Raw genomic sequence first — 21,163 nt, 5'->3', positions numbered from 1 at the left:
ATCAGGCCTGGGGGGGGAGCCGGCCCGGCGAGGTCTTCGCGAGAGAAGAGCAGCGGTGGAAGGGGTGTGGCTCTGGAACTGAGCAACGAGTGAGCAAACAGGCAGGGGGCTTGCCGGGTGCCTGGTAGTCGGCAGCATGCGAGGTCACTGGTGGGTTGTGCCACTGGAGGACATCCAACGATGCCAAAGGTGACCATCGAAGTGCCGGAAGGGTTCGAGGACAGCGCGAAGGCGCTGGAAGAGACGCTGAAGCGTGCGCACCGAGGAGTGGAGGGAGCGAGCAGAGGGGACCTGGCCGCATTCGACGCCGCGTGGCAGGAGGTGAATGCGGGAGCAGAGCAGACGGAGCGGTTGGTGAAGCGGAGGTTGCTTCGAGGGCTCGACGTCGACGCGGCGCGAGTCCGCATCGAAGGCCAGCCCTACGTCCGAGTCGGACGGTACCCGGCGACGTACAAGACGCGGCAAGGGCCCGTCGAAATAGAGAGACGCCTCTACCGGCGGGTGGGTGAGCGCAATGGCCCCACGGTGGACACCGTCAGCCTCCAAGCCGGGTGCGTGGCGGACGGCTGGTTACCGGAGGCGGCGGTGCCCATGGCGTACCCGCTGGCGCGGGGCACGTCGCGGGAGGCAGAGGCGACGGCGCGCCAGGTGGGTGTGCTGCCCTATTGCCGCGCCTCTTTCGAGCGGGTGGGGCATGAGGTGGGAGCGCTGTACGGTGGCCAGCGGCCTCGGGTGGAGGCGGCGCTGGCCCGAAAGCTGCGAGTGCCCCGAGGCACCCGAGGCGTGAGCGTCAGCATGGACAGGGTAGCCGTGCCGATGGAGGAGCCGAAGAGGCGGCCAGTAGGCCGACCTCGCAAGGGCGCCCCCACGCGCCCGGTGGACGTCGTCTGGCGCATGGCCTACGCCGCCTGCCTCACCTTCCATGACGCCCACGGCGAAGCGTTGGGCACCCTCCGCTACGGGCGGATGCCGCGGGGCGAGGCCCGCGAGGTTGCCGAGCGACTGGCCCTCGACGTCCAGGCCCTGGTTTCCAGACGGCGCGGCCTGTCCGTCGTCGTCCTCACCGATGGCGCTCCTGAGTTGCACGCCCTGCTGGATGACGCGCTGGCCACCCACGCCCCCGCGGCCAAGAAGCCGGTGCGCCTGGTGGACTTCTGGCACCTGATGGAGAAGCTCGGAAGTGCGGCGCGCGTGGTGGCTGGGGAGGAGAAGGCCCCCGCGTTGCGTGAAAAGTGGAAGCTGTCTCTGCTCAACATGCCCGGGGCGTGGGCCATTGCCATGGCATTGCACGTAAGCGGCATGCGGCATGCCGTCCTCGGTGACGGCCAGCCGGTGCACGAGGCCCTCACCTACCTGGAGAACCACGGCGAGCGAATGCACGATGCCGAGGCACGCGCACGGGGACTGCCCATTGGCAGCGGCAACGTAGAGGCCACCTGTAAGTCTCTCGTCACCCTGCGCATGAAGCGCCCTGGCGCCCGCTGGAAGGAGGCGTCCGGCAGCACACCCTGGCCTTGCGCGCACTGGTGCTCTCGGAGCGGTGGGACGCGGCGATGCACCTCACGCTTGCGCCGCACGGGGCCGACGTGCGGCGCGCAGCATGAGCAGGATGGGCGCCACACTCGCCGTGGCCGCTTGACCCTCCCGGATGCGTCCGGGACACTTGATGGCGCAGGCACCCTTCAGCTCGGGACCAGGCGATGTCGAAGAAGAAGGACACGGGGCATTTCGGGGACGCGGAGCTCAACGACCTCCACCTCTCCGTGAAGAGCACGACCGAGGGTGGCGCCTGCCTCACTGGCCACACGGGCGACTTCTCCGGCTTCAAGAACAAGGTTTCCTGCAACTACCGGTATCAGGCCTACGAGCAGGCGGACAGCCACGGGGAAATCAAGGAGCGGCTGCACCGCTACAACGAGCACCCACCCGAGCGGCGCCTCCAGACCTCTGCCTACCGGGCGAACAAGGGCGGCATGACGCCCGACCGCTACTGCGCCCACCTGGACATTCCGGAGCCGGGAGACTGGGACATCGGCGGGCCTCCGCGCGCCATCAAGCGCAGGACCTTCGCCAAGGGCAAGGTCCGCATTCCCGCCGGCTACAACTTCACGCAGGACACCTGGCCGTACTGGAACAACGCCCACCACCTGATTCCGAAGGGCACGCTGGACTCGGTCATCCAGAAGCAGGAGGCCAAGGTCAGCAACATGATCCAGAAGGCCCTGCTCAAGGCCAGGTACAACATCAATCACAAGAAGAACATGTTGCTGATTCCGCAGGACCGTGAGGTCGCTGCGCTGCTCAACCTGCCACGCCACATCCAACTGAAGGATGACGATACGTCGTCGCTGCCTGCGTCATGCACAGACCACCCCGTATACAACGTCATGGTGAGCACGATGACTCGGGGGCTTGGCGAAGTCATAGACGACTACAAGGCCATCTGCGAGCAAGTGAAGGATGACGAGCACTCGATTCCGGACATAGAACTCGACAAGTCGCGCCTGGAAACACTGTCATCCAATCTTCTTGAAATCATCCTCGCCTGGGGGCGGCCAGGCAGCGCGGGACCGTCCTTGGATAAAAAATCAAACAACGCCATCAGATCATACAGTCCCAAGTGAACTACTACTACATCCACCTGATGCCTCGTGAGAACCTCAGCTACTGCTTCATCGACGAATACCCTAGCGAAGTAGGAATAAAGAGTTACAAGATCGGGAAGGGATTGAAGCTAGGGACTGACTATCCGGAGGACTCACGCGTCTACATGGCCGACCGCTACACAGGAATTCAGCTCTCTGACCTCATCGAAAACGCATGCGGCATGCTCATCGTCAGCAAGCGTATCAAGGAGACCTTTGAGCGAGTCAACAAGGGCCCTGTAGAGTATCTGCCGCTCACCATCTGCAATCACAAGAAGCGTGTTGCCTCAACAGAACACTTCATCGTCAATCCCCTGGGCACCGTAGACTGCCTCAACCTGAAGGCCTCCACCATCGTGTATCACGATGACAAGATAGTCCAGGTTCAACGCCCCGTCCTTGACCCAGGAAAGATAAAACACGCTCCACATCTCTTCAGGATACAAGAACACACATACTCGTTCCTCATGAGCGAAGTCATGATGGAGGAATTGGGCACGCTCAGCCCCCCTCCCACCAATTTCTGCTTCGAGCAACTCGACCAGGCCCCGTCGCAACCCGGTAAAACTCCCTCTGCGATCTAGCTCACACTCCAACGAGCGCGCCGGGTTGCCGTTGACGGACACCGCGTTCGTCGTTTCGCCCTCCGCGGTGACGCCGAAGTCCGCCCGGAGCTGCGCGTCGGTGAAGAGCGCTCGCGCGGGGAAGCGCTCATGAGCCCTCCATGGGGGGACGGGGGGATGAGACAAGCGTCCCACGAGTGTCCGGTACCCGACCCGAAGGTTGCTGAAAACCCAAGAAACCCGGGAAAATTCAAGTGTCGCGCGGGGCAAGCGGCCGGGCAGCCGCGAGGGAACCCGGCACCGTCGGACCGCTCCCGGTCACGGCGTGGGGCACCCAGCTTTGGGGCACAGGAGGTGACACCCATGGCGTGGCCGACCGTTGCGTCGCCCTACGAGCGGCGCTCCCTCACCAGTGGACTGCGGGTCCGGGACGAAAGCGGGGCGATGCTGGGCTACGTGGCCCTCATTGGCCGCGAGCACCTCTACGCGCGGCGCTGGCCCTTCAGCAGGCGGTGGACGGAGTTCTCGCTGTCCCGCGTGCGCCATGTCTCCCGGGATTCGGTGTTCCTGGAGGGGCAGCTGCCGGGCCGGGTGGTGGCGGCGGACAAGGGCGCACACGCGGAGCTTCCCACGCAGACCCTGCCGCTGGCCGAACGGGACGAGGCGTCCACTCCCGTCTGAGCCCTTCAACCAGGTGCGGCGCGGCGCGGGGTTTTGTGCTTCAAGGAAGCGCCATGGCCTCTATCGAAGAGCTGTCCCAGAGGGTGTCCGCCGCGTTCGCGGACCGGACGTTGTTGAAGGACGCGGCCCACGTGGCCGCCGTGCGCGAGACGCTGGCGCGGCTGGACTCGGGTGAGCTCCGCGTGGCGGAGAAGGGCGTGGACGGCTGGAAGGTGAACGCCTGGGTGAAGGAGGCCATCCTCCTGTTCTTCGCGGTGTCGGAGATGCAGGTGATGGAGGTGGGCCCCTTCGAGTTCCACGACAAGGTGCCGCTGAAGAAGGGCCTGGAGGCGGCGGGCGTGCGCGTGGTGCCCCCGGGCACGGTGCGCTACGGCGCCTTCGTGGAGAAGGGCGCGGTGGTGATGCCGGGCTATGTGAACATCGGCGCGCGCGTGGGCGCGGGCACCATGGTGGACACGTGGGCCACGGTGGGCAGCTGCGCCCAGGTGGGCAAGCACGTCCACCTGTCCGGCGGCGTGGGGCTGGGCGGGGTGCTGGAGCCGCCCTCCGCCTCGCCCGTCATCATCGAGGACGGCGCCTTCCTGGGCAGCCGCTCCATCGTCGTGGAGGGCGTGGTGGTGGAGGAGGAGGCGGTGCTGGGCGCCAACGTGGTGCTCACCGCGTCCACGCCCATCATCGACGTCACCGGCCCCGAGGAGCGCGTCTTCAAGGGCCGCGTCCCCGCGCGCAGCGTGGTGATTCCCGGCATGCGGGAGAAGCAGTTCCCGGCCGGCAGGTACATGGTGCCGTGCGCGCTCATCATCGGTCAGCGGACGAAGTCCACCGACCAGAAGACCAGCCTCAACGCCGCGCTGCGCGACTTCGCGGTGGCGGTGTAACGGCTGAAATCCAGCAGCCCTCGCGCGCCGTAGTAGGCGTGTGACGGCACGGAACGTGACGATGGCGCACCATCTGGACGACATCCTGCCCGAATGGGTACTGGGGATGCTGGAGGCCCCGGCCCGGGCGGCCGTCGAGCAGCACCTCGCGGAGTGCGCGAGGTGCCGTGAGGCGGCGGACCGGCTGGTGTCCACGCACGCGGCGCTGGCGTCGCTGGTGGTGCCGCCGCCCGAGGTGTTGTCCCGGTTGATGGACCAGATGGAGGGCCCGGGGCGGCTCGCCCGCTTCGCGGACCGGGTGGCGGCCTTCTTCGACCTGTCTCGCGAGCGGGCGCTGGCGCTGCTGGACGCCGTGAGCGACCCGGCCGCGTGGATGCCCGGACCGGTGGAGGGCTCGGAGCTGATGCCAGTGGAGACGGGCCCCGCGCGCGAAGGGACGATGGCCGCCATCCTCCGGCTCCACCCCGGGGTGCGCTACCCCCGGCACACGCACCACGGCCGCGAGTGGAACCTGGTGCTGGAGGGCGGCTTCCGCGAGGACGAGGGGCACGAGGTCTGGCCCGGCGAGGAGTTGGAGAAGACGGACGGCAGCACGCATGGCTTCACGGCGCTGACGGAGGGGCCGGCGTGTCTGTGCGCCTCCGTCCTGGAGGGCGTGACGCGCTTCGAGGAAGCGTTCGCGGACGGCTGACGCCCGGCGCTATGGTGGAAGGCGTATGGCTTCCATCGACCTCGCCACGCGGCTGGCTCGCACCACGCTCGAGCTGTGCCGCATCTCCAGCCCCATCACGCAGGAAGGGCCCATCGCCGACCATGTGGAGCGCTGGGCGCTCCGGCACTTCCCTCGGGAGGAGGTGTTCCGGGTCGGCCACACGCTGTTGCTCGGCAAGCTGGAGGATGCGCGCCCCACGGTGGCCCTCATCGGTCACCTGGACACGGTGCCGGCGCACCCCAGCGACGCGGGCCGTGAGGCGCGCATCGAGGGCGAGCGCGTCTTCGGGCTGGGCGCCTCGGACATGAAGGGCGGGCTGGCGGTGATGATGGCGCTCGCGGAGGACCTGCGCCGCGACACGCTGCCGGTGAATCTGGCCTTCCTCTTCTATGAGCGCGAGGAGGGGGCCTACGCCGAGAGCGGCCTCATCCCGCTGTTCGAGAAGCGGCCGGACCTGGCGAAGGTGCGGTTCGGCATCGCCATGGAGCCCACCGACAGCGTGGTGCAGGTGGGCTGCGTCGGCTCCATGCAAGTGACGGTGCGCTTCACCGGACGCAGCGCGCACTCCGCGCGGCCCTGGCAGGGGGAGAACGCCATCCACAAGGCGGGGCCGCTGCTCGCGGAGCTGCTCGGCCGTCAGCGCGTGGAGGTCAACGTCGCCGGCTTCCCGTTCTACGAGGTCATCAACGCCACGCTCGCCAAGGGGGGGCGCGCGCGCAACGTCATCCCCGAGTCCTTCGAGCTGAACCTCAACTACCGCTTCGCGCCGGGCAAGAGCGTCGAGCAGGCGAAGGCGGACGTACACGCGCTCGTCGCCGGGCGGGCCGAGGTGGAGTTCACCGATGCGTCGCCCAGCGGCCCGGTGGTGGCGGGCAACCCGCTGTTCCAGAAGTTGATGGCGCTCACCGGACTGCCCGCGGCCTCCAAGCAGGCCTGGACAGACGTGGCGCGCTTCGGTGAGTGGGGCGTGGATGCCATCAACTTCGGGCCCGGTGAGACGGCCCAGGCGCATCAGGCCAACGAGAGCGCGCCCATTCCTCCGCTCGCGGACGCGTACGAGAAGCTCGCTGCCTTCCTGAAGGGCGCGAGCTGACGAGGACTCGTCGCGGGACCTGCCCTCCAGGGCATGAGGCCCGCGCGCGGTGTGCGTCATTCGTCCGCTGTCGTTCATCTGCGTGCCTTCACCGCACACGTCCTGGCGTGCGTGGGCGTACCCTGTTCATGCATCGCCTGCAGTCTTCCCCAACCGGAGCCGACTGAATGACGAACGAGTCCGTCAATCCGCAGCTGAGCGACGATATCTCTCCCTCCACGGCGGAGGCGGGCCTTTCGCCCACGCCGCGGCGCCGCACCGCCACGAAGCGCAAGAGCGCTACACGCACTGGCAGCACGCGGAAGTCCGCGCGCAAGGCCACCACCAAGCGCGGAGCTCCGCGCGCGAAGAAGACGGCGGCGCGCGGGAAGACGGCCGCCCGCAAGTCCACCACGCGCAAGTCCGCTACCCGTGCCACCGGCCGCGGCGCGCGCAAGGCCACCACGCGGAAGACGGGGACTGCGGGACGGACCGCCCGCAAGACGGGGACGCGCGCCGCCGCGACGAAGCGGACCACCCCGCGCGCTGGCGCCCGGAAGTCGTCGGCCCGGCGCACCACGCGCCGCTGAGGCAGCCGCGCGGACACGCACTTCGGGGCCATGGGGGCAGGACTCCCATGGCCCTTGGCATTCCCGGAAGGCGTCGGTCAGCGTTTCATCCGCAGCAGGAAGACGTCGCCGCGTGTGGAGCCCTGGCGTCCGGTGCCGAAGTCAGTCTCCCGGTCCGTGTGGCCGAAGAGGAAGAAGTCCCCGTCGGGCAGCACGCCCATGGAGGGAATGGCTTCCAGGCCATACAGCTCGCCGCGCGGCTGAGGCGGGTCCGACAGGAACATCGTCGTGAGAAGCGACGTCCCCGCCGCGTCGTAGCGCAGGGCCACCGGCTGCGCCGAGCCCATGCCGTCCTTGCCCGCCACGCCGTCCTCGATGCGGTTGTAGGTGAAGCCCGCCACCATCAGCTCCCCAGCGGGCGCCAGCGCGAGCGCGTCCACCTGGACCCCGTCCCCCAGGCCCTTGGCCCAGGTCTCCTGTCCGTCCGCCTTGGCGGAGACGACGAAGGGGGTCTCCCGGAACGCATGCCCCGGCACCTGCGTGTCGCCCCAGGCCACGGTGCCCAGGAAGGGGCCCGCGGCCACCACGGTGCCCGCGCCGTCCATCGCCACGTCGCGCACGGTGCCGCGTGCCTGGCTCAGGGCCTTCGTCCACGTCAGCGCGCCACCCTGGTAGCGCGCGACAAAGGGACTGCCGCCCTCGGTGGCGCCCACCTGTTGGTCGCCGAAGCGCACCGTGCCCTCGTACTGGCCGCCCACCGCCATGCGCCCGGCGCCATCCACCGCCAGCGTCGTGAGCGCCACGCGCCCGCCCCCCTGGGGCTGACCCACGGACAGGGCGGATTCGGCCAGTCCGTCGTGGGAGTACGTCACCACCACCGCGCCAGCGCCGGTGACGCCGTTGCCGAAGTCCGTATCGCCCGGCGCGTTGAAGGCCGCCAGCGTCCGTCCCTGGGCGTCCACCGCCAGGTCCGCCACCGCGAGGCCGGTGCCCGCGGGTGTGTTCGTCCACAGGACGTTGCCGTCCGCGTCCATCCGGACCACGAAGGTGCCGTCCCCCAGCTTGTGGCCGAGGAGGTCCAGCACGCCCTCCGTGGTACCTGCGATGACGATGCCGCCCGCCGGGTCCGCGGCGATGCGGCCCCGGACGAAAGCGCGCAACTCCGGTGGCGCCACCGGGGCCCTCACGTCGAAGGCCTTCTGCCAGCGCGGCTCACCCGTGGGCGCGCGCCGCGTCAGCACCAGCTTCGCGCGGTCATCCGTCGGCTGCAGGCTGTCCAGGTCATCGATGTCATGAAGCGACAGCGTGAGGATGTCGCCGCTGGCATCCACCGCCGCGCCCAGCGCCAGGTCGTCCTGGGGCGTGCCCTCGCGCTGCACCCACACCGTGCTGCCCGGCCCCAGGGGTAGCGGTGGCGGACGCGGTGGTGGCGGTGGCACGCCGGGCGGCCGCTCTTCCGGAGGCGTCTCCGGAGCAGGCGCCTCCTCGGGGGGCACGACGCAGTCCCCCGTGGGCTCCTCGGTACAGCGCTCCTCGCCGGGGAGCTCGCTCGTGCTCCCTCCACCACAGCCCAACCACAGCCCCGCCCCACCCAGCCCCGCCGCGCTCACGACGGTCCGGACCCACCGCCACCCTGGATGCATGAAGTCCCCCGCTCCGCCCAGGGGAGGGTCGACATGCGCGTCTGTGTCAGCAACACCCACTGGGGCGTCTGCCTGCCTGGTCGCTCAGGGCCGTCGCGCCCGGGGGGCCTCAGCGCCAGAAGCCCACGGACAGGCCCACGTTGGTGTAGCGGCGCGCCAGGTCGAAGGAGGCCGTCATGGACCAGTCCTCCCAGTAGCGGAAGACGAACACCTCGAAGCCGCCGGTGACGTGGGGGCGCGCGGGCCGCTTGTCAAAGGGGGAGGGCTCCGCGTACGCGCCGGCCCGCAGCCGAATCATGCCCGGCACCGTGTCATGCTCCACGCCGATTCGAGGCGCGAAGGAGGTGCCCTTGCCCACCGTGGCCTCGTCCGCCGTGGACGCGAAGGTGCGCGCGGGCACCGCGTTGTCCACGCTGGAGATGAGGTCCACCTGGGCGCTGATGAGCCAGCGTCCGGCGGGCGCGTCCAGGGGCTCGGCTTCCGGCACCGGCAGCGCGTCTCCTTCCACGAGCAGTTGCCGCCGCGCCGCGGGAGACAGGCGGTTGTAGCGCTCGGAGCCTTCTCCGAAGCGCCAGCTCGCCCCCACCGACAGCACGGCGGGCGACACCACCGCGCCGAAGAGGGTGCGGCCCGCCAGCTCCGGGACCTGGTCCTGCTCGCGCCGCCAGTCACCGACCACCTCGGGCCGCACTGTCACGCCCATGCGCCAGGGGCGCCCATGGGGCCGGTACAGGATGTCCACCGCTACGCCCGTGTCACCGTAGCGCAGCTCCGTGCCCCCGGAGTCCAGCCGGAAGGAGGCCTGCGCCGCGTAGATGCCCAGCGCGAGGATGAAGTCGTCCTGACCAAAGGACATGGCCCCCGCCAGCACCGACTGCGTGAGTGACACGCGGATGCGCTCCCCCGGCCCCGCGCACGCGACCGTGGCGCAGTAGGACACCACGCTGTTGCGCATCGCGAAGCCGATGCCGAAGCGCTTGTACTGGAGCAGCAGGCCGCCCAGGAGCTGCCGGCTGTCGTGGGACTCGTCGGGCCGTCCGTCGTTGTCCACGTCCCGCTTGCGCGAGCCGGTGAAGGGCAAATCCAGCCAGGACAGGGTGACGCCCAGGTCCCAGTCCTTCTCAAGGGCTGGCCCCCGGTGCGCCAGCGAGGTCAGGTTGCTGGGCAGCCCCGCGGCGCCCTCGGCGATGCCCACGTACGCGCCGCCCATCGCCACCATGCGCGCGGAGCCCAGCAGCGCGCCGGGGTTGAGGTACAGCCGCTCCGGGCGAGGCTCCAGCGGCGGGGGCGTCTCCTGCGCCCATGCCGCCGGAGTGGCGCCCAGCACCAGCGCGCACCCGAACGCTCTCCACCCCCCGCCACCGCGTCCCGCCGGACGCGCCACCGACCTGGAAGGACTCACCGCGCGCGCGTGGCCTCCGTGAAGAGCCGGTCCGCCTCGGTGGCCAGCGCGGTGTCGCGGTCGGTGAGGCCCCCGGCGTCGTGGGTGACGAGCGCCAGCGTCACCTTGCGCCAGCGGATGTCGATGTCCGGGTGGTGGTCCGCCTTCTCCGCCGCCTGCGCCACCTGCTCCACGAAGGCGATGCCGGCGAGGAAGGTGGGGGCCTCGAAGGTGCGGCGAATCATCCCGCCCTCGTGCTTCCACTCGGCGTGCCGCGAGAGGAAGGACTGGAGCGCCTCGGGGGCGAGCAGCGTGGGTTTGGATGCCATGGCCGCCTTTCTACCACCGCCGTCCACCGTCAAGGGGTGGACGGCCGCGCGTATACTTTCACGCCGTACAGAATGTTCCAGTGCTCCAAATAGAAGTAACGCCCGCTGACGCAGGGAGGCTGGCGCTCGGGAGGGGACGGCAGTAATTCCAGGACGACGGTGCCCGTCTCCGCGCGCCAGCGGGGCACGGCGTAGGCACCCGAGGCGCTCGTGGCCGCGGCAATCACGGGGACTCCGAAGCCCGTCGTCCGCAGACGCCTGGCGCCCTGCACCTGGAAGGAGGCGGTCATCTCCAGGACGCCCTCCAGGCGCAGGCGGCCGCTCGCCGCCGAGTACCGGAGCAGCTCCAGGCGCTCCGTGCCGGAGGCGGCGCGCGCCCACAGCACGCCGTCCTCGTGGCCCGCGGGCAGGCCGGGGACGCTGTGGCAGGGCTCGTCCGGGACAGCTTCCGGCGTGCCCTCGGCGTCGAGCTGATAGGGGCAGGCCTCGATGGCCATTGTGGCGGGGGGCGGCGCCTCGGCGATGCGCACCACCAGGAGCCGCTCGCCCGCGCGCATCAGCAGCGAGGGCATGTCATCGCTGAACGTGGCCAGCCGCGAGGGGGGCACGGGGGTGGAGCCCATGGCGCGCAGCCCCTCTTCCTCCGAGAAGACGTAGCGGTGCAGCCGCGTGTCATCCAGCAGCAGCAGCTCGTTCGCCGTGGCGAGCCGAGCGTGGGGCGACGCCTCGGCGGGCGCGCCCGTGGCGGGGAAGGGCGCGGTGGCGGAGGTCGCCAGGGGGCCGCTTCCGGTGTCGACATAGCGGCGCACCTGCGCGGCCTCCGTCACCCACACCGCGTCGCCGGCCACGACGGTGGGGGCGAAGGCATCGCCCAGGGGCTGGGGCTCCTGGTCCGGCGTGCGCAGCGCCCGGCTGCCGCACAGCCACGTTCCCGACGCGGTCCGGTCCACGCCGAGGCACTCCACCACGGTGGAGAGGTCCGCCAGGGGGACCTGGGCGCTGTGGTCCTCCACCACGTAGAGGGAGGACTGGCGGACGCTGCCCACCGGTGCGAAGGAGACGACGAGGTGGTGGCGCCCCGTCTGCTCCGGTGTGAAGCGCACGATGGCGGACGCACCATGCACCCCCAGCTCCGCGGTGGCGGGGACCGCGCGGTTCTGTGGGTCCCTCACCTCCGCGGTGACGGATTGCGCCCGGTCTTCCTGCGAGGAAGCACACTCGTTGAAGACGCCGGGGACGGTGAGCTCCAGCGGCTGGCCCACGCCCACCAGCGCGCTGTCGAAGAGGGGCGCTGGCGGGTGCTGCTCGCAAGGACGCGGAGGGCACCCCACCCCCGTGCCCGCCGCCAGCAGCGCCGTCAGCAACCGGAGGGCGTGGGGCGCCCGCATCACGCGCGCTCCACGGCCCGCTTCCACTTGGCCAGGTGCCGCTCGCGGGCCTCCGGCTTCATCTTCGGCTTGAACGTCTTCTCCGCCTTCCACGCGCGGCGGATGGCATCCGGGCTATCCCAGATGCCGGCGCCCAGGCCGCCGAGGAAGGCCGCGCCCAGGCTGGTCGTCTCCAGGTTGCGCGGACGCACCAGCGGCACGCCCAGCACGTCCGCCTGGAACTGCATGAGGAGGTTGTTGGCCGCCGCGCCGCCGTCCGCCTTGAACACGGGGATGTCCCGCCCGCTGTCGCGGCGCATGGCCTCCGCCAGGTCATGAATCTGCAGCGCGATGCCCTCCAGCACCGCGCGCGCCATGTGGGCCACGGTGGTGGAGCGGTCGAGGCCGGCGAAGAGGCCGCGTGCTTCAGGCCGCCAGTGCGGCGCGCCCAGGCCGGCCAGCGCGGGCACGAAGACGACGTCCCCGGAGTCCTTCACGCTGGCGGCCAGCGCCTCGATGTCCGGCGCGCGCTTGATGACCTTGAGCCCATCGCGCATCCACTGCACCGCCGCGCCGGCGATGAAGCTGCTGCCCTCCAGCGCGTACGTGGTGGTGCCCGTGCCGCCCAGCCGCCACGCCACGGTGGTGAGCAGGCCCGCCGACGAGCGCACCGGCTCCGAGCCGGTGTTCATCAGCAGGAAGGCGCCGGTGCCATAGGTGCACTTGGATTCGCCGGGCTCGAAGCACGCCTGCCCGAAGAGCGCGGACTGCTGGTCACCCGCCATGCCCGCCACGGGGATGCCGTCCGGCAGGCTGCGCATGCCGCGCGTGGTGCCGTAAACCTCCGCGGAGCCGCGAATCTGCGGCAGGCACGCGGCCGGGACGGACAGCAGCGAGCGCATCTCGTCGCTCCACTGGAGCGTCGTCAAATCCATCAGCAGCGTGCGGCTGGCGTTCGACACGTCGGTGACGTGCGCCGCGCCGCCGGTGAGCTTGTAGACGAGCCAGGTGTCGATGGTGCCGAAGCACACGTCGCCCTTCTCCGCCTTCGCGCGCGCGCCCTTCAGGTGGTCGAACATCCACGTCAGCTTGGTGCCGGAGAAGTACGGGTCCACCACCAGCCCCGTCACCTCGCGCACGCGCGGCTCCACGCCCTGCTCCTTGAGCCGGCGGCACTGTTCGGCGGTGCGGCGGTCCTGCCAGACGATGGCGTGGGACAGCGGCTGTCCGCTGCCGCGCATCCACAGGCCCGTCGTCTCGCGCTGGTTGGTGATGCCGATGGCGGCGATGTCCTTGCCGCGAAGGCCCGCGTCCTTCAGCGCCCGGGCGATACACCACTCACTGCTGGCCCAGATTTCATCCAGGTCGTGCTCCACCCAGGACGGCTTGGGGAAGTGCTGGGTGAACTCCTTGTAGGAGCGGCCCACCACCTGCAGCCTGGTGTCGAGGATGGAGACGTGCGTTCCAGTGGTGCCCTGGTCCAGGGCCAGGACGTACTTCGCCTTCGGCATGGGGTGTGCCCTCCCTATGGTGGATGCCAGCGGGGAGGGACCCTACTCCAGTCGGCGGGCCGGGCAGGCGAGCTTCCTGCCCGGCGGCGCGGCTAGTAGCCGGCGGCGCGCCGGTTCCCGAGCACCTTCCGGATGCCGAACGCGGCCAGCCCGCCCAGGGCGATGCGGCCCAGCGAGCCGCCGAGCAGGCCGCCCGAGGCCGCCCGGCCCCGGCCGTAGCCCCGGCGTCCATACCTGCTCCGGCCGCGGCTCCATCCCCCGAAGCCCGAGCTGCGACGATTCCCCAAGATGTTGCCCAGTAGCGACATGGTGGCTCCTCTGTCCGTCAATGCGTTGAAAGCCCCCGCCGGTGCGGAAGACGCCCCGCGGGCGCGGAGTGCCCTCAAGTTGACGCTCCTTTCCGCTGGGGGCAGCCCTTGCCGAAGGAAGTGCCTCCCGCGCCCCTGGCAGGCACGGGAGGCAGCCAGGCGGTCTGCCTACTTCCCGCTGTAGATGCCGATGGCGCCGGGGCGGACGATGGCGCCCGCCGCGTCCCGCTGGGCGCTGAAGGCCACCAGCACCTTGCGGGCGTCACCGCTGCCCACCATCTGGATGTCCCAGACGGGCAGGGCGGACAGCCCGCCGAGCTCCCCGTTGTGGCTGCTGAGCTGCCCGTCGGGCTGCAGGCGCATCAGGCCCCTGCCCCAGCGGTGGCCAATCCAGAGGCTGCCGTCGCGCGAGTCCAGCTCCAGCGAGGAGACGTTGCGGTCGCCGTCGCCCTCCAGCAGGTAGCCCGTCACCAGCCCGGCGTCGTTCAGCTTCGCCAGGCCCCACGCGAAGCTGGACACCCAGACGGTGCCATCCGGCATCAGCGCCAGGTCGCTCACCAGGTCGTCCTTGCGCTGCGCGTGGGTGGGGTACTGGGGCTCGGCCACGGCGTCTGGCCACAGGTCGATGCGGTTGGCGCGGTGCTTCTTCTCCTCGCTCTGCTTGCGCGCCGCCTCGAAGTTCCACGGGGCGCCGGTGCCTTCGTGGCCCACGGCGTTGGTCATGATTTTGAACCGCGTGGTCCGGATGTGCGTGCCCAGCCAGACGTCGCCGTCGGGCCGCACCGCCACGCCCCAGACGTCTCCGGCGAGCCGGCTGTCCTCGCTGGTGCCGTCGCCCATCGCGATGGCGGGATGGATGTGCTCCATGACGCCGAACTTGCAGCGCTGACGCTTCTCGCCCCCCGTGTAGACCCACGCGTTGGCGGCGATGACCTCGGCGTTGGAGCACGCCTCGCCGCCCTGGTAGTCGGGCTCACCCCACGCCAGGCCGTGGTTGGACGCGAACCACAGGCTGTTGCGTGCCTTGTCCCAGACGATGCGGTTCACCGAGCAGAGCTTCTCGCGGTGGCCGTAGCCGGGCACCGAGTGCGCGGGCGAGTGGAGGTCGTAGTGCACCACGCGGAGCGTCCCGTCCGCCTGGAGCTCCACGCGGTCCGCGTCACCGCTCTTGAAGATGGCGGGGTCCTCGAACACGCCGGGGGCCTTGTAGAACTCGCTCTCGCAGTTGGGCCGGCCCTCGTAGCCAACGAAGACGGTGTCCGCGGGGCCCCCCGTCACCGAGAGGACCTTGAGGTAGCGCGCTTCGGGCGCCGGGTCCTTGCCCTTCCACGGGGCCCAGGGCTTCAGGCCGTCCGCCAGGGTGTAGCAGCGCAGGGCGGCGGCGCCCGGACGCAGGAGGCACAGGCCGTCCTCGCCGCCCGCGACCCAGAGGTTGCCGCCCTCGTCCTGGGTGACACCCAGCACCTCGCGAGGGCCGCCCTCGGCGGTGCCCCAGAAGCGCCAGCTCTCGCTGTCCGGAGGAATGGGTTCGCCGCCGTCGCCCACGGGGCCATTCGTGCCCGCGTCGGGCTCCACGGGCGGCGGGTCCTCGCCTTCGTCCGGAGGCGGGTCTCCCGGCTGTTCGGGGGGAGGTTGCTCGTTCTCGTCGCCAATCCCATCATCCGTGGGCGGCGGCGACTGGAGCTGCTCGCCGCCATGACAGCTCAGCAGCAACGTCAGCCCGAGCACGCCCGCCCACCACTTGCCCTGTTCAAGTCCGCTCATACCTGGGTCCGCCTCCGGAGTCTGTCTTTGGACGCGTCACTTCGCGTCCTGACTCCAGAGGCAAGCAAGGTGCCAGGGATTGAATGGCGAGCCTCGCGGGGGGAGGGAAAGGCAGAGGAAGCGGCAGGGTCCCGCGCTGCCCTCACGAGGAACCCGGACGCCTCACCCCCGGGCCCGTGCCGTGTGTCCGCTGGCCGCGGAGGACAGGGCGCGAGGCCTGCGCACGGGCGGGAGCGCGTCGGGGTCCACGTGGTGCGCCACGCAGCCGGGCCGGAGCCGCTCGAGCTTCCGGGCCTCCTGGAGTCCCAGGCCCGGGTTGCCGTCGAACCAGACCTCCCGCAGGTTCCTGAAGGCGGCCAGGACTTCGACGCCCTCCGCGCTCACGCGCGTCTGGACCAGCCGGAGCTTCGGGACGGCGCCGATGTCCGTCTGCTCCCGCAGCGTGTGCAGCATCGCCGTGTCGAACGCGCCGCCGAGCAGTTGGAGCTCCTCCGCTGGCGTCAGCGCGCTCAACAGCTCCATGTCCAGGAAGCGCGCGTCCCGCAGCACCAGCTCCCGCAGGTGGCCGTCGTCCCGCGTGTTGAGGCCGTAGACGAGCTCGCCCTTCAAGCCCCGTCGCTGGAGGCGTCCGTCGGGGAACCAGGACGTGTACTCACCGCCGTCCACGCGCATCTTGGGTTGTCCCGACACGTACCAGCGCCGCTCGGCCAGCTCGGTGGCGAAGCCCCCCGCGTACTCCACCTCGGAGGTGCAGTAGCCGTTGCGCGTGAAGGCATGGGCGACGCCCGTGAAGGGCCGGCCCTGGAAGAGGCGAGGGCCGTAGTCCTCGGGCAGCTCCAGCAGGGCGCTGTTCACACGCAGCCCGCCTTCGGGCAGCGGGAGCCAGTCGGCGGAGGGGCCGGTGAGGACCCCTTCCGAGACCGACGTCAGCGAGTCCAGCGTGCCGTCGTGCCTCAAGGAATACGCCAGGCCCGAGAAGAGCGAATGGCCATGTCGCAGCCTGCCGTCCACGCCCCGAATCAGAAAGCTCGCTCGCATCCGTTGCATGGTCCGCTCCCGTTCTCACCGGGCACGCGCCGGTGAAGGCCCCTGACACCTCCTTCGTGCCACTGGAGCGGAGGCCCAGGCAATCCAGGCTGGCGGCAAAGCGTTTGCCCTGGCCGTTCGGCGGTTCCGGCTGTCTGGAGTTGGCGAACGGGATGCCCCCGGGTTGGAGGCGAGGATTGGCTACCGGATGTTCCGCCGGGTCTCCGCCTCCGGCGTGCCGCGCGCCTGGGACTCCCTGCGCCGAGCCCCCTGCGTGTCCGCGTAGCCCGTCAGCTCCACGTAGCCACGCCCCGTGACGGGCTGGCCCGCGCGCGTCCCCTCCAGGTCCACCGTGCCCTCCCAGTAGCGCACGGTGACGGGGAGCTCCTGGTCCGCCAGGCGCGGTGTCACGGTGAGGTCCAGGCCCAGCGACTCCACCTGCATGCGCCAGCGTGACGGGTACTCGCCGCCACTGCGCGGGCTCTTCCAGGTGTCCAGCACCGTGAGCTTCATGTCGTCGCGGCCGACGTGCACCGCTTCCCCCGCGCCTTCGGGGGGCACCCACAGGCCGGAGCTGAACGCGTCCGGCGAGCCGTCCCGGTGACGGAGCTGGTAGTACATCAGCTCGCTGCCGTCGGAGAGCTGGAGCGAGAACCAATCCCAGCCCACCTGGTCCGCGCCGAGCGCGCTGGTGCTCCACTCGCGGTCCATCCAGCTATTGCCCGTCACCGGGTACGTGCGCCCGTCCACCCGCACCGTGCCGCGCGAGGGCATGCGCGTCATGGAGTAGTAGTAGGACGCGTTGCCGCGCTCCGCGCTCTTCTGGCTCAGGCCCCGGTCTCCATGGAGCACCGGCGGCTTGCCCGGCTCCAGCAGCAGCTCCAGCGCCACGGTGTCCGTCTGCGCGCGCAGCCGCAGGGGCCAGGTGGACGGGCCCGCGCTGACCGCCTCCCAGTCCTCCAGCCACACCTTGAAGGGTCGCGCGGTGGCGCCGGACAGGCCCAGCGCCACGCGGCTGAAGCGCTCCGAGGCGTGGAAGCCGCCGCCGGCCACGTCCGTCACCGTGAAGTGCCCCATGTAGACCTGGCTCGTGCCCCAGGCGGAGTCGCGCGGGGCGGCCTTGGGGGCCAGCGCGTTGCGGAACAGGGTGAACTGGTAGCCGAAGGCGCGCCCGTCCTCGGTCTCCAGGTTGCCCGTCCAGTACCACCACTCCGTGCGGTACTCCGGATGCGGGCCGTGGTCCTCGGGGAAGTGGAAGTCCCGGGGCTCCTCCGCGCGCGCGTAGCCCTCCGTGCTGCCGCTCATGGCGCCGGCCACGGTCAGCGTGCCGCCCTGGCGCAGCGCGGGCAGGGGCTGCTCGCGAGTCATCGCCACCACCGCCGCCGTCAGTCCCACCAGCACCACCGCCGTTCCCACGAGGAGTCCCCGGCCGTTGCTCATGTGTCACTCCTCCCGCAGCGCCAGCGCGGGGTTGGCGCGCGCCATCTTCCAGGCGGGGTAGAGGCCCGCCAGCGCCGACGCCACCAGCGCCAGCACCACGGCCTGCACCAGCGTCTGGGGTGTCAGGGCCAGCTGCAGCGTCCAGCCGAAGGAGCGCTGGTTGATGACGTGCACCAGCACGTAGGCCAGCCCCACGCCCAGCGGCACGGAGAACAGCCCCGCCAGCAGCCCCAGCAGCCCTGTCTGCAGCGACACCAGTCCCCAGAGCTGCTCCGGCGTCAGGCCGGTGGCGCGCAGCACGGCGAACTCGCGCGCCCGCTCCAGTTGCAGCGCCATCAGCGCGCTCAGCACGCCCACGAAGGCCACGCCGATGGCGAGCAGCCGCAGCACCTGCGTAATCGTGAAGGTGCGGTCGAAGACGTCCAGGGACGCCTGCCGCAGCGAGCGGTTGGCGCGCACCAGCAGCGCCTGGGTGTCTCCGGCGTGCTCGCGCACCGAGGCCACCAGCGCGTCCACGTCCTGGCCGGGCGCCGCATACAGCGCCACGCCGCTGATGCCCCGGTCGTCGAACCAGCGCTCGTAGGTGGTGCGCGGCAGCAGCAGCGTGCCCACGTCGGAGCCGTAGTCGAAGTACACGCCCACCACGCGGAAGTCGCGAGGCCCCTTGTCGGTGGCCAGTCGCACGGTGTCCCCCAGGCCCACGTCGCGGTGGAAGCCGAAGGGCTCCGAGACGAGAATCGTGTCGGGCGAGGACTCCAGCTCGCGCCACGCCGTCTCCGCGTCGCCCTGCTTGAAGGTGTAGGGCCGCACCGGCGTGCGCGAGAAGTCGACGGCCATCAGGTCCGTGGGCACGCCGTCCACGCGCACGTTCGCCACGCGCAGGGTGCTGCTGCCCGCAACGCCCGGCGTGTCGCGCAGCGTCTCCGCCAGGTCGGGGAGCAGCGTCGCGCCGCCGCGCCGCGCCACGAGCGAGGGCGGCGAGATGAACACGTCCGCCTGGAGCGAGGTGTCCAGCCACGACACCACCGTTCCCCGGAAGCTGGACACCATGAGGCCCACGCCCACCGTGGTGGCCACCGCCACCATCAGCGCCGCCAGCGCCACGGACGTGCGGCTGAGGCTGGTGTGTACGCCGCGCGCGGCCATGCGCCCCAGCAGACCAAAGGCCAGGCCCAGCGGCCGCGCCGCCAGCGAGGACACCGTCTGCGTGGCCCAGGGCACCAGCAGCGCCGCGCCCAGCAGCACCGAGAAGAGTCCCCCGTAGGCGGGCAGCAGCGCCTGGGTGGGCCACCGCAGCAGCACGGCGCCCCCGGCCAGCACCCCCAGGCCCAGCAGCGCCAGCCGGGGCGCCCGTCCGCGCGACACGTCCTCCAGCGTGGACCTGCGCATCGTCGTCACCGGGGGGGAGCGCGCGGCCTCCCACGCGGGCACCAGCGCCGCCAGCAGCGTCGCGCCCAGCCCCAGCGCCAGCCCCTTGAACAGGGTGAAGGGCTCCAGCGCCAGCCGCCGCACGCTCACCACGAAGTACAAGTCATTGAGCGTCTGGGTGACGAGCTCCACCAGCCCTCGCGCCAGCAACACGCCCAGCAGCAGCCCCGCCACCGTCCCCACCGCGCCCAGCACGGCCGCCTCGCCCAGCACCAGCGCGAAGAGCTCGCGGCGGGTGATGCCCACCGCGCGCAGGCGGCCCAAGAGGCCGCGCCGCTGCACCACGGAGAACGTCATGGTGTTGTAGATGAGGAACATCCCCACCACCAGCGCCAGCAGCGACAGCGCGGTGAGGTTGGTGCGGAAGGCCCGCGTCATCTGCTCCACCGTGCCCGCCCGCGCGGCGGCGCGCACCAGCTCCAGGCCTTGCGGCAGCGTGGCCGCCAAGGCTTGTTCCTGCGCGTCGCCGCCGGTCAGCCGCAGGTCCACGCGCGTCAGCCGGCCGGTGTGCCCCAGCAGCTCCTGCGCGGTGGACACGTCGGTGAGCACCAGCGCCTCCAGGGCCCGCGCCGTGTCCTCGTCCGCGGGCTCCAGCAGGCCCACCACGCGCAGCGGCTTCTCCAGCCCTTCCAGGCGCACCGGCAGCGTGTCGCCGGTGGACAGGCCCAGGGCGCGCGCGGCGCGGGCGCTCAGCATCACCGCGCCCGGCTCGGTGAGCAGCGCGCTCACGTTGCCCACCGCCTCGCCCCGGGCGTAGTCGCGGAACGGCCCTTCCACGAAGGGGTCCACGCCCAGCACGGTGAGCGTGCGCTTGTCGCCCACCGCCGCCTGGACGTAGCCCTCCACCACGGGCGCGGCCACGGGGGCGCCGGGGCGCACGCGCAGCGCCTGGTACACCGCCTCCGGCACGCCCGTGGAGCCGCCCAGGAGCTGGTGCGTGGCGCGTCCGGCCACCGCGTCCGTGGAGCGCTCGAAGGCGCGCAGGGCGCTGCCGCTGGCCAGGTCGATGGACACCACCACCGCCACGCCCAGCGCGATGCCCAGCAGCGACAGAGCCGTCAGCCACGGGTGGCGGCCCAGGTGGCGCAGGCTGGAGCGGACCAGCAGCCCCTTCACGGCGCCTCCCTCAGCGCGTGGGTGGGCGTGTGCTCCACCTCCACCAACCGGCCGCCTTCCATCGTCAGGACGCGGTGCGCGCGGGTCACCAGGCCGGGCTCGTGGGTGACGACGAGCGCGCAGGTGTTGCCCTTCCGGGTCAGCGCCTCCAGCAGGTCCAGCACCTGCCGTCCCGTCGCCTCGTCGAGGTTGCCGGTGGGCTCGTCCGCCAGCAACAGCGGTGGCTCATGCGCCAGCGCGCGGGCCACCGCGACGCGCTGCTGCTCGCCGCCGGACAGCCGGTCCGGAAAGCTGTTGGCGCGCGCGCCGAGCCCCACCTGTTCGAGCAACGCCCGCGCCCGCGCGCTGGCCTCCGCGCCGCCATGGCCGTTGAGCTCCAGCGGCAGCCGCACGTTCTCCTCCACCGTCAGCGTGGGGAGCAGGTTGAAGGCCTGGAAGATGAAGCCGATGCGCTCGCGCCGCAGCAGCGTGCGCTCGCGCTCGCTCAGCCGTCCCAGGTCGCGGCCATCCACGCGGACCTCGCCCTGGCTGGGCAGGTCGATGCCGCTGATGAGGTTGAGCAGCGTGGACTTGCCCGAGCCGCTGCGCCCCAGCAGCACCACGAACTCGCCTCGGCGCAGGGAGAGCCGCACGTCGGAGAGCACCTCGCGCGTGGTGTCGCCTTCGGCGTAGGCCTTCGTGACGTCGCGCAGTTCGACCAGGGGCGGAGAGTCGGGCGGAGACATGGGGG

Annotated in this window: 18 protein-coding genes and 1 pseudogene; 8 read left to right on the top strand and 11 right to left on the bottom strand. The window is 71.0% G+C overall.

Features of this window, described 5'->3' with window-relative positions:
* Positions 1-354 precede the first annotated feature (354 nt).
* From KGD87_RS22910 to KGD87_RS22875, 8 genes and pseudogenes are all read left to right on the top strand, one after another.
* A pseudogene (locus tag KGD87_RS22910) lies at positions 355-1,604 on the top strand (ISKra4-like element ISMfu2 family transposase); the annotation flags it as partial.
* 96 nt (positions 1,605-1,700) lie between these two features.
* Entirely contained in the window at positions 1,701-2,624 is a 924-nt protein-coding gene (locus tag KGD87_RS22905) for an AHH domain-containing protein (RefSeq protein ID WP_284662558.1), read from the top strand.
* Positions 2,621-3,229, top strand: coding sequence for an imm11 family protein (locus KGD87_RS22900; RefSeq protein WP_284662557.1), 609 nt, complete (start codon positions 2,621-2,623; stop codon positions 3,227-3,229). Before KGD87_RS22905 ends, KGD87_RS22900 begins: the two co-directional genes overlap by 4 nt.
* Before the next feature lie 342 nt (positions 3,230-3,571).
* On the top strand, positions 3,572-3,889 hold the full coding sequence (locus tag KGD87_RS22895) for a hypothetical protein (RefSeq protein WP_284662556.1): 318 nt from the start codon (positions 3,572-3,574) through the stop codon (positions 3,887-3,889).
* A gap of 53 nt (positions 3,890-3,942) precedes the next feature.
* Positions 3,943-4,767 (top strand): 2,3,4,5-tetrahydropyridine-2,6-dicarboxylate N-succinyltransferase, encoded by an 825-nt coding sequence (locus KGD87_RS22890; RefSeq protein ID WP_284662554.1) that lies wholly within the window; start codon positions 3,943-3,945, stop codon positions 4,765-4,767.
* A 61-nt stretch (positions 4,768-4,828) separates the two neighbouring features.
* Positions 4,829-5,458: a cupin domain-containing protein gene (locus tag KGD87_RS22885; RefSeq protein ID WP_284662552.1), complete on the top strand. Its 630-nt coding sequence runs from the start codon at positions 4,829-4,831 to the stop codon at positions 5,456-5,458.
* 25 nt (positions 5,459-5,483) lie between these two features.
* Positions 5,484-6,572 carry a succinyl-diaminopimelate desuccinylase gene (gene dapE / locus KGD87_RS22880; RefSeq protein ID WP_284662550.1) on the top strand — a complete coding sequence of 363 codons (1,089 nt, stop codon included), beginning with the start codon at positions 5,484-5,486 and terminating at the stop codon, positions 6,570-6,572.
* A gap of 167 nt (positions 6,573-6,739) precedes the next feature.
* Positions 6,740-7,141 carry a cell envelope biogenesis protein TolA gene (locus tag KGD87_RS22875; protein WP_284662549.1) on the top strand — a complete coding sequence of 134 codons (402 nt, stop codon included), beginning with the start codon at positions 6,740-6,742 and terminating at the stop codon, positions 7,139-7,141.
* 77 nt (positions 7,142-7,218) lie between these two features.
* On the opposite strand, the gene KGD87_RS22870 is transcribed toward KGD87_RS22875, so the two are convergent.
* The 11 genes from KGD87_RS22870 to KGD87_RS22820 form a co-directional block, all read right to left on the bottom strand.
* Complete coding sequence (locus KGD87_RS22870) at positions 7,219-8,763, bottom strand: hypothetical protein (RefSeq protein ID WP_284662548.1); 1,545 nt, start codon at positions 8,761-8,763, stop codon at positions 7,219-7,221.
* Positions 8,764-8,872: 109 nt separating this feature from the next.
* Positions 8,873-10,165, bottom strand: coding sequence for a hypothetical protein (locus KGD87_RS22865; protein WP_284662546.1), 1,293 nt, complete (start codon positions 10,163-10,165; stop codon positions 8,873-8,875).
* Positions 10,162-10,473: a 4a-hydroxytetrahydrobiopterin dehydratase gene (locus tag KGD87_RS22860; protein ID WP_284662545.1), complete on the bottom strand. Its 312-nt coding sequence runs from the start codon at positions 10,471-10,473 to the stop codon at positions 10,162-10,164. The genes KGD87_RS22865 and KGD87_RS22860 overlap by 4 nt, the downstream gene beginning before the upstream one ends.
* 29 nt (positions 10,474-10,502) lie before the next feature.
* Entirely contained in the window at positions 10,503-11,861 is a 1,359-nt protein-coding gene (locus tag KGD87_RS22855; protein ID WP_284662543.1) for a hypothetical protein, read from the bottom strand.
* The gene (glpK, locus tag KGD87_RS22850) at positions 11,861-13,351 is read right to left on the bottom strand and encodes a glycerol kinase GlpK (protein ID WP_284662541.1); all 1,491 of its coding nucleotides are present in this window, start codon (positions 13,349-13,351) and stop codon (positions 11,861-11,863) included. Before glpK ends, KGD87_RS22855 begins: the two co-directional genes overlap by 1 nt.
* A 92-nt stretch (positions 13,352-13,443) precedes the next feature.
* Positions 13,444-13,659 carry a hypothetical protein gene (locus KGD87_RS22845; RefSeq protein WP_284662540.1) on the bottom strand — a complete coding sequence of 72 codons (216 nt, stop codon included), beginning with the start codon at positions 13,657-13,659 and terminating at the stop codon, positions 13,444-13,446.
* A gap of 168 nt (positions 13,660-13,827) precedes the next feature.
* Positions 13,828-15,423, bottom strand: coding sequence for a ligand-binding sensor domain-containing protein (locus KGD87_RS22840; protein ID WP_284662538.1), 1,596 nt, complete (start codon positions 15,421-15,423; stop codon positions 13,828-13,830).
* Positions 15,424-15,585: 162 nt separating this feature from the next.
* Positions 15,586-16,461 carry a toxin-antitoxin system YwqK family antitoxin gene (locus KGD87_RS22835; RefSeq protein WP_284662537.1) on the bottom strand — a complete coding sequence of 292 codons (876 nt, stop codon included), beginning with the start codon at positions 16,459-16,461 and terminating at the stop codon, positions 15,586-15,588.
* Between the two features lie 189 nt (positions 16,462-16,650).
* Positions 16,651-17,889, bottom strand: a complete 1,239-nt coding sequence (locus tag KGD87_RS22830; protein WP_284662535.1) for a lipocalin-like domain-containing protein — start codon at positions 17,887-17,889, stop codon at positions 16,651-16,653.
* 3 nt (positions 17,890-17,892) lie between these two features.
* A complete protein-coding gene (locus KGD87_RS22825) occupies positions 17,893-20,433 on the bottom strand; it encodes an ABC transporter permease (RefSeq protein ID WP_284662533.1) in 2,541 nt (846 codons plus the stop codon).
* Entirely contained in the window at positions 20,430-21,158 is a 729-nt protein-coding gene (locus tag KGD87_RS22820) for an ABC transporter ATP-binding protein (protein ID WP_284662532.1), read from the bottom strand. Before KGD87_RS22820 ends, KGD87_RS22825 begins: the two co-directional genes overlap by 4 nt.
* Positions 21,159-21,163: the final 5 nt, after the last annotated feature.

Source organism: Myxococcus sp. SDU36, from assembly GCF_030168875.1.
Lineage (GTDB): Bacteria > Myxococcota > Myxococcia > Myxococcales > Myxococcaceae > Myxococcus > Myxococcus vastator.
This window is presented reverse-complemented; position numbering and strand designations above follow the sequence as displayed.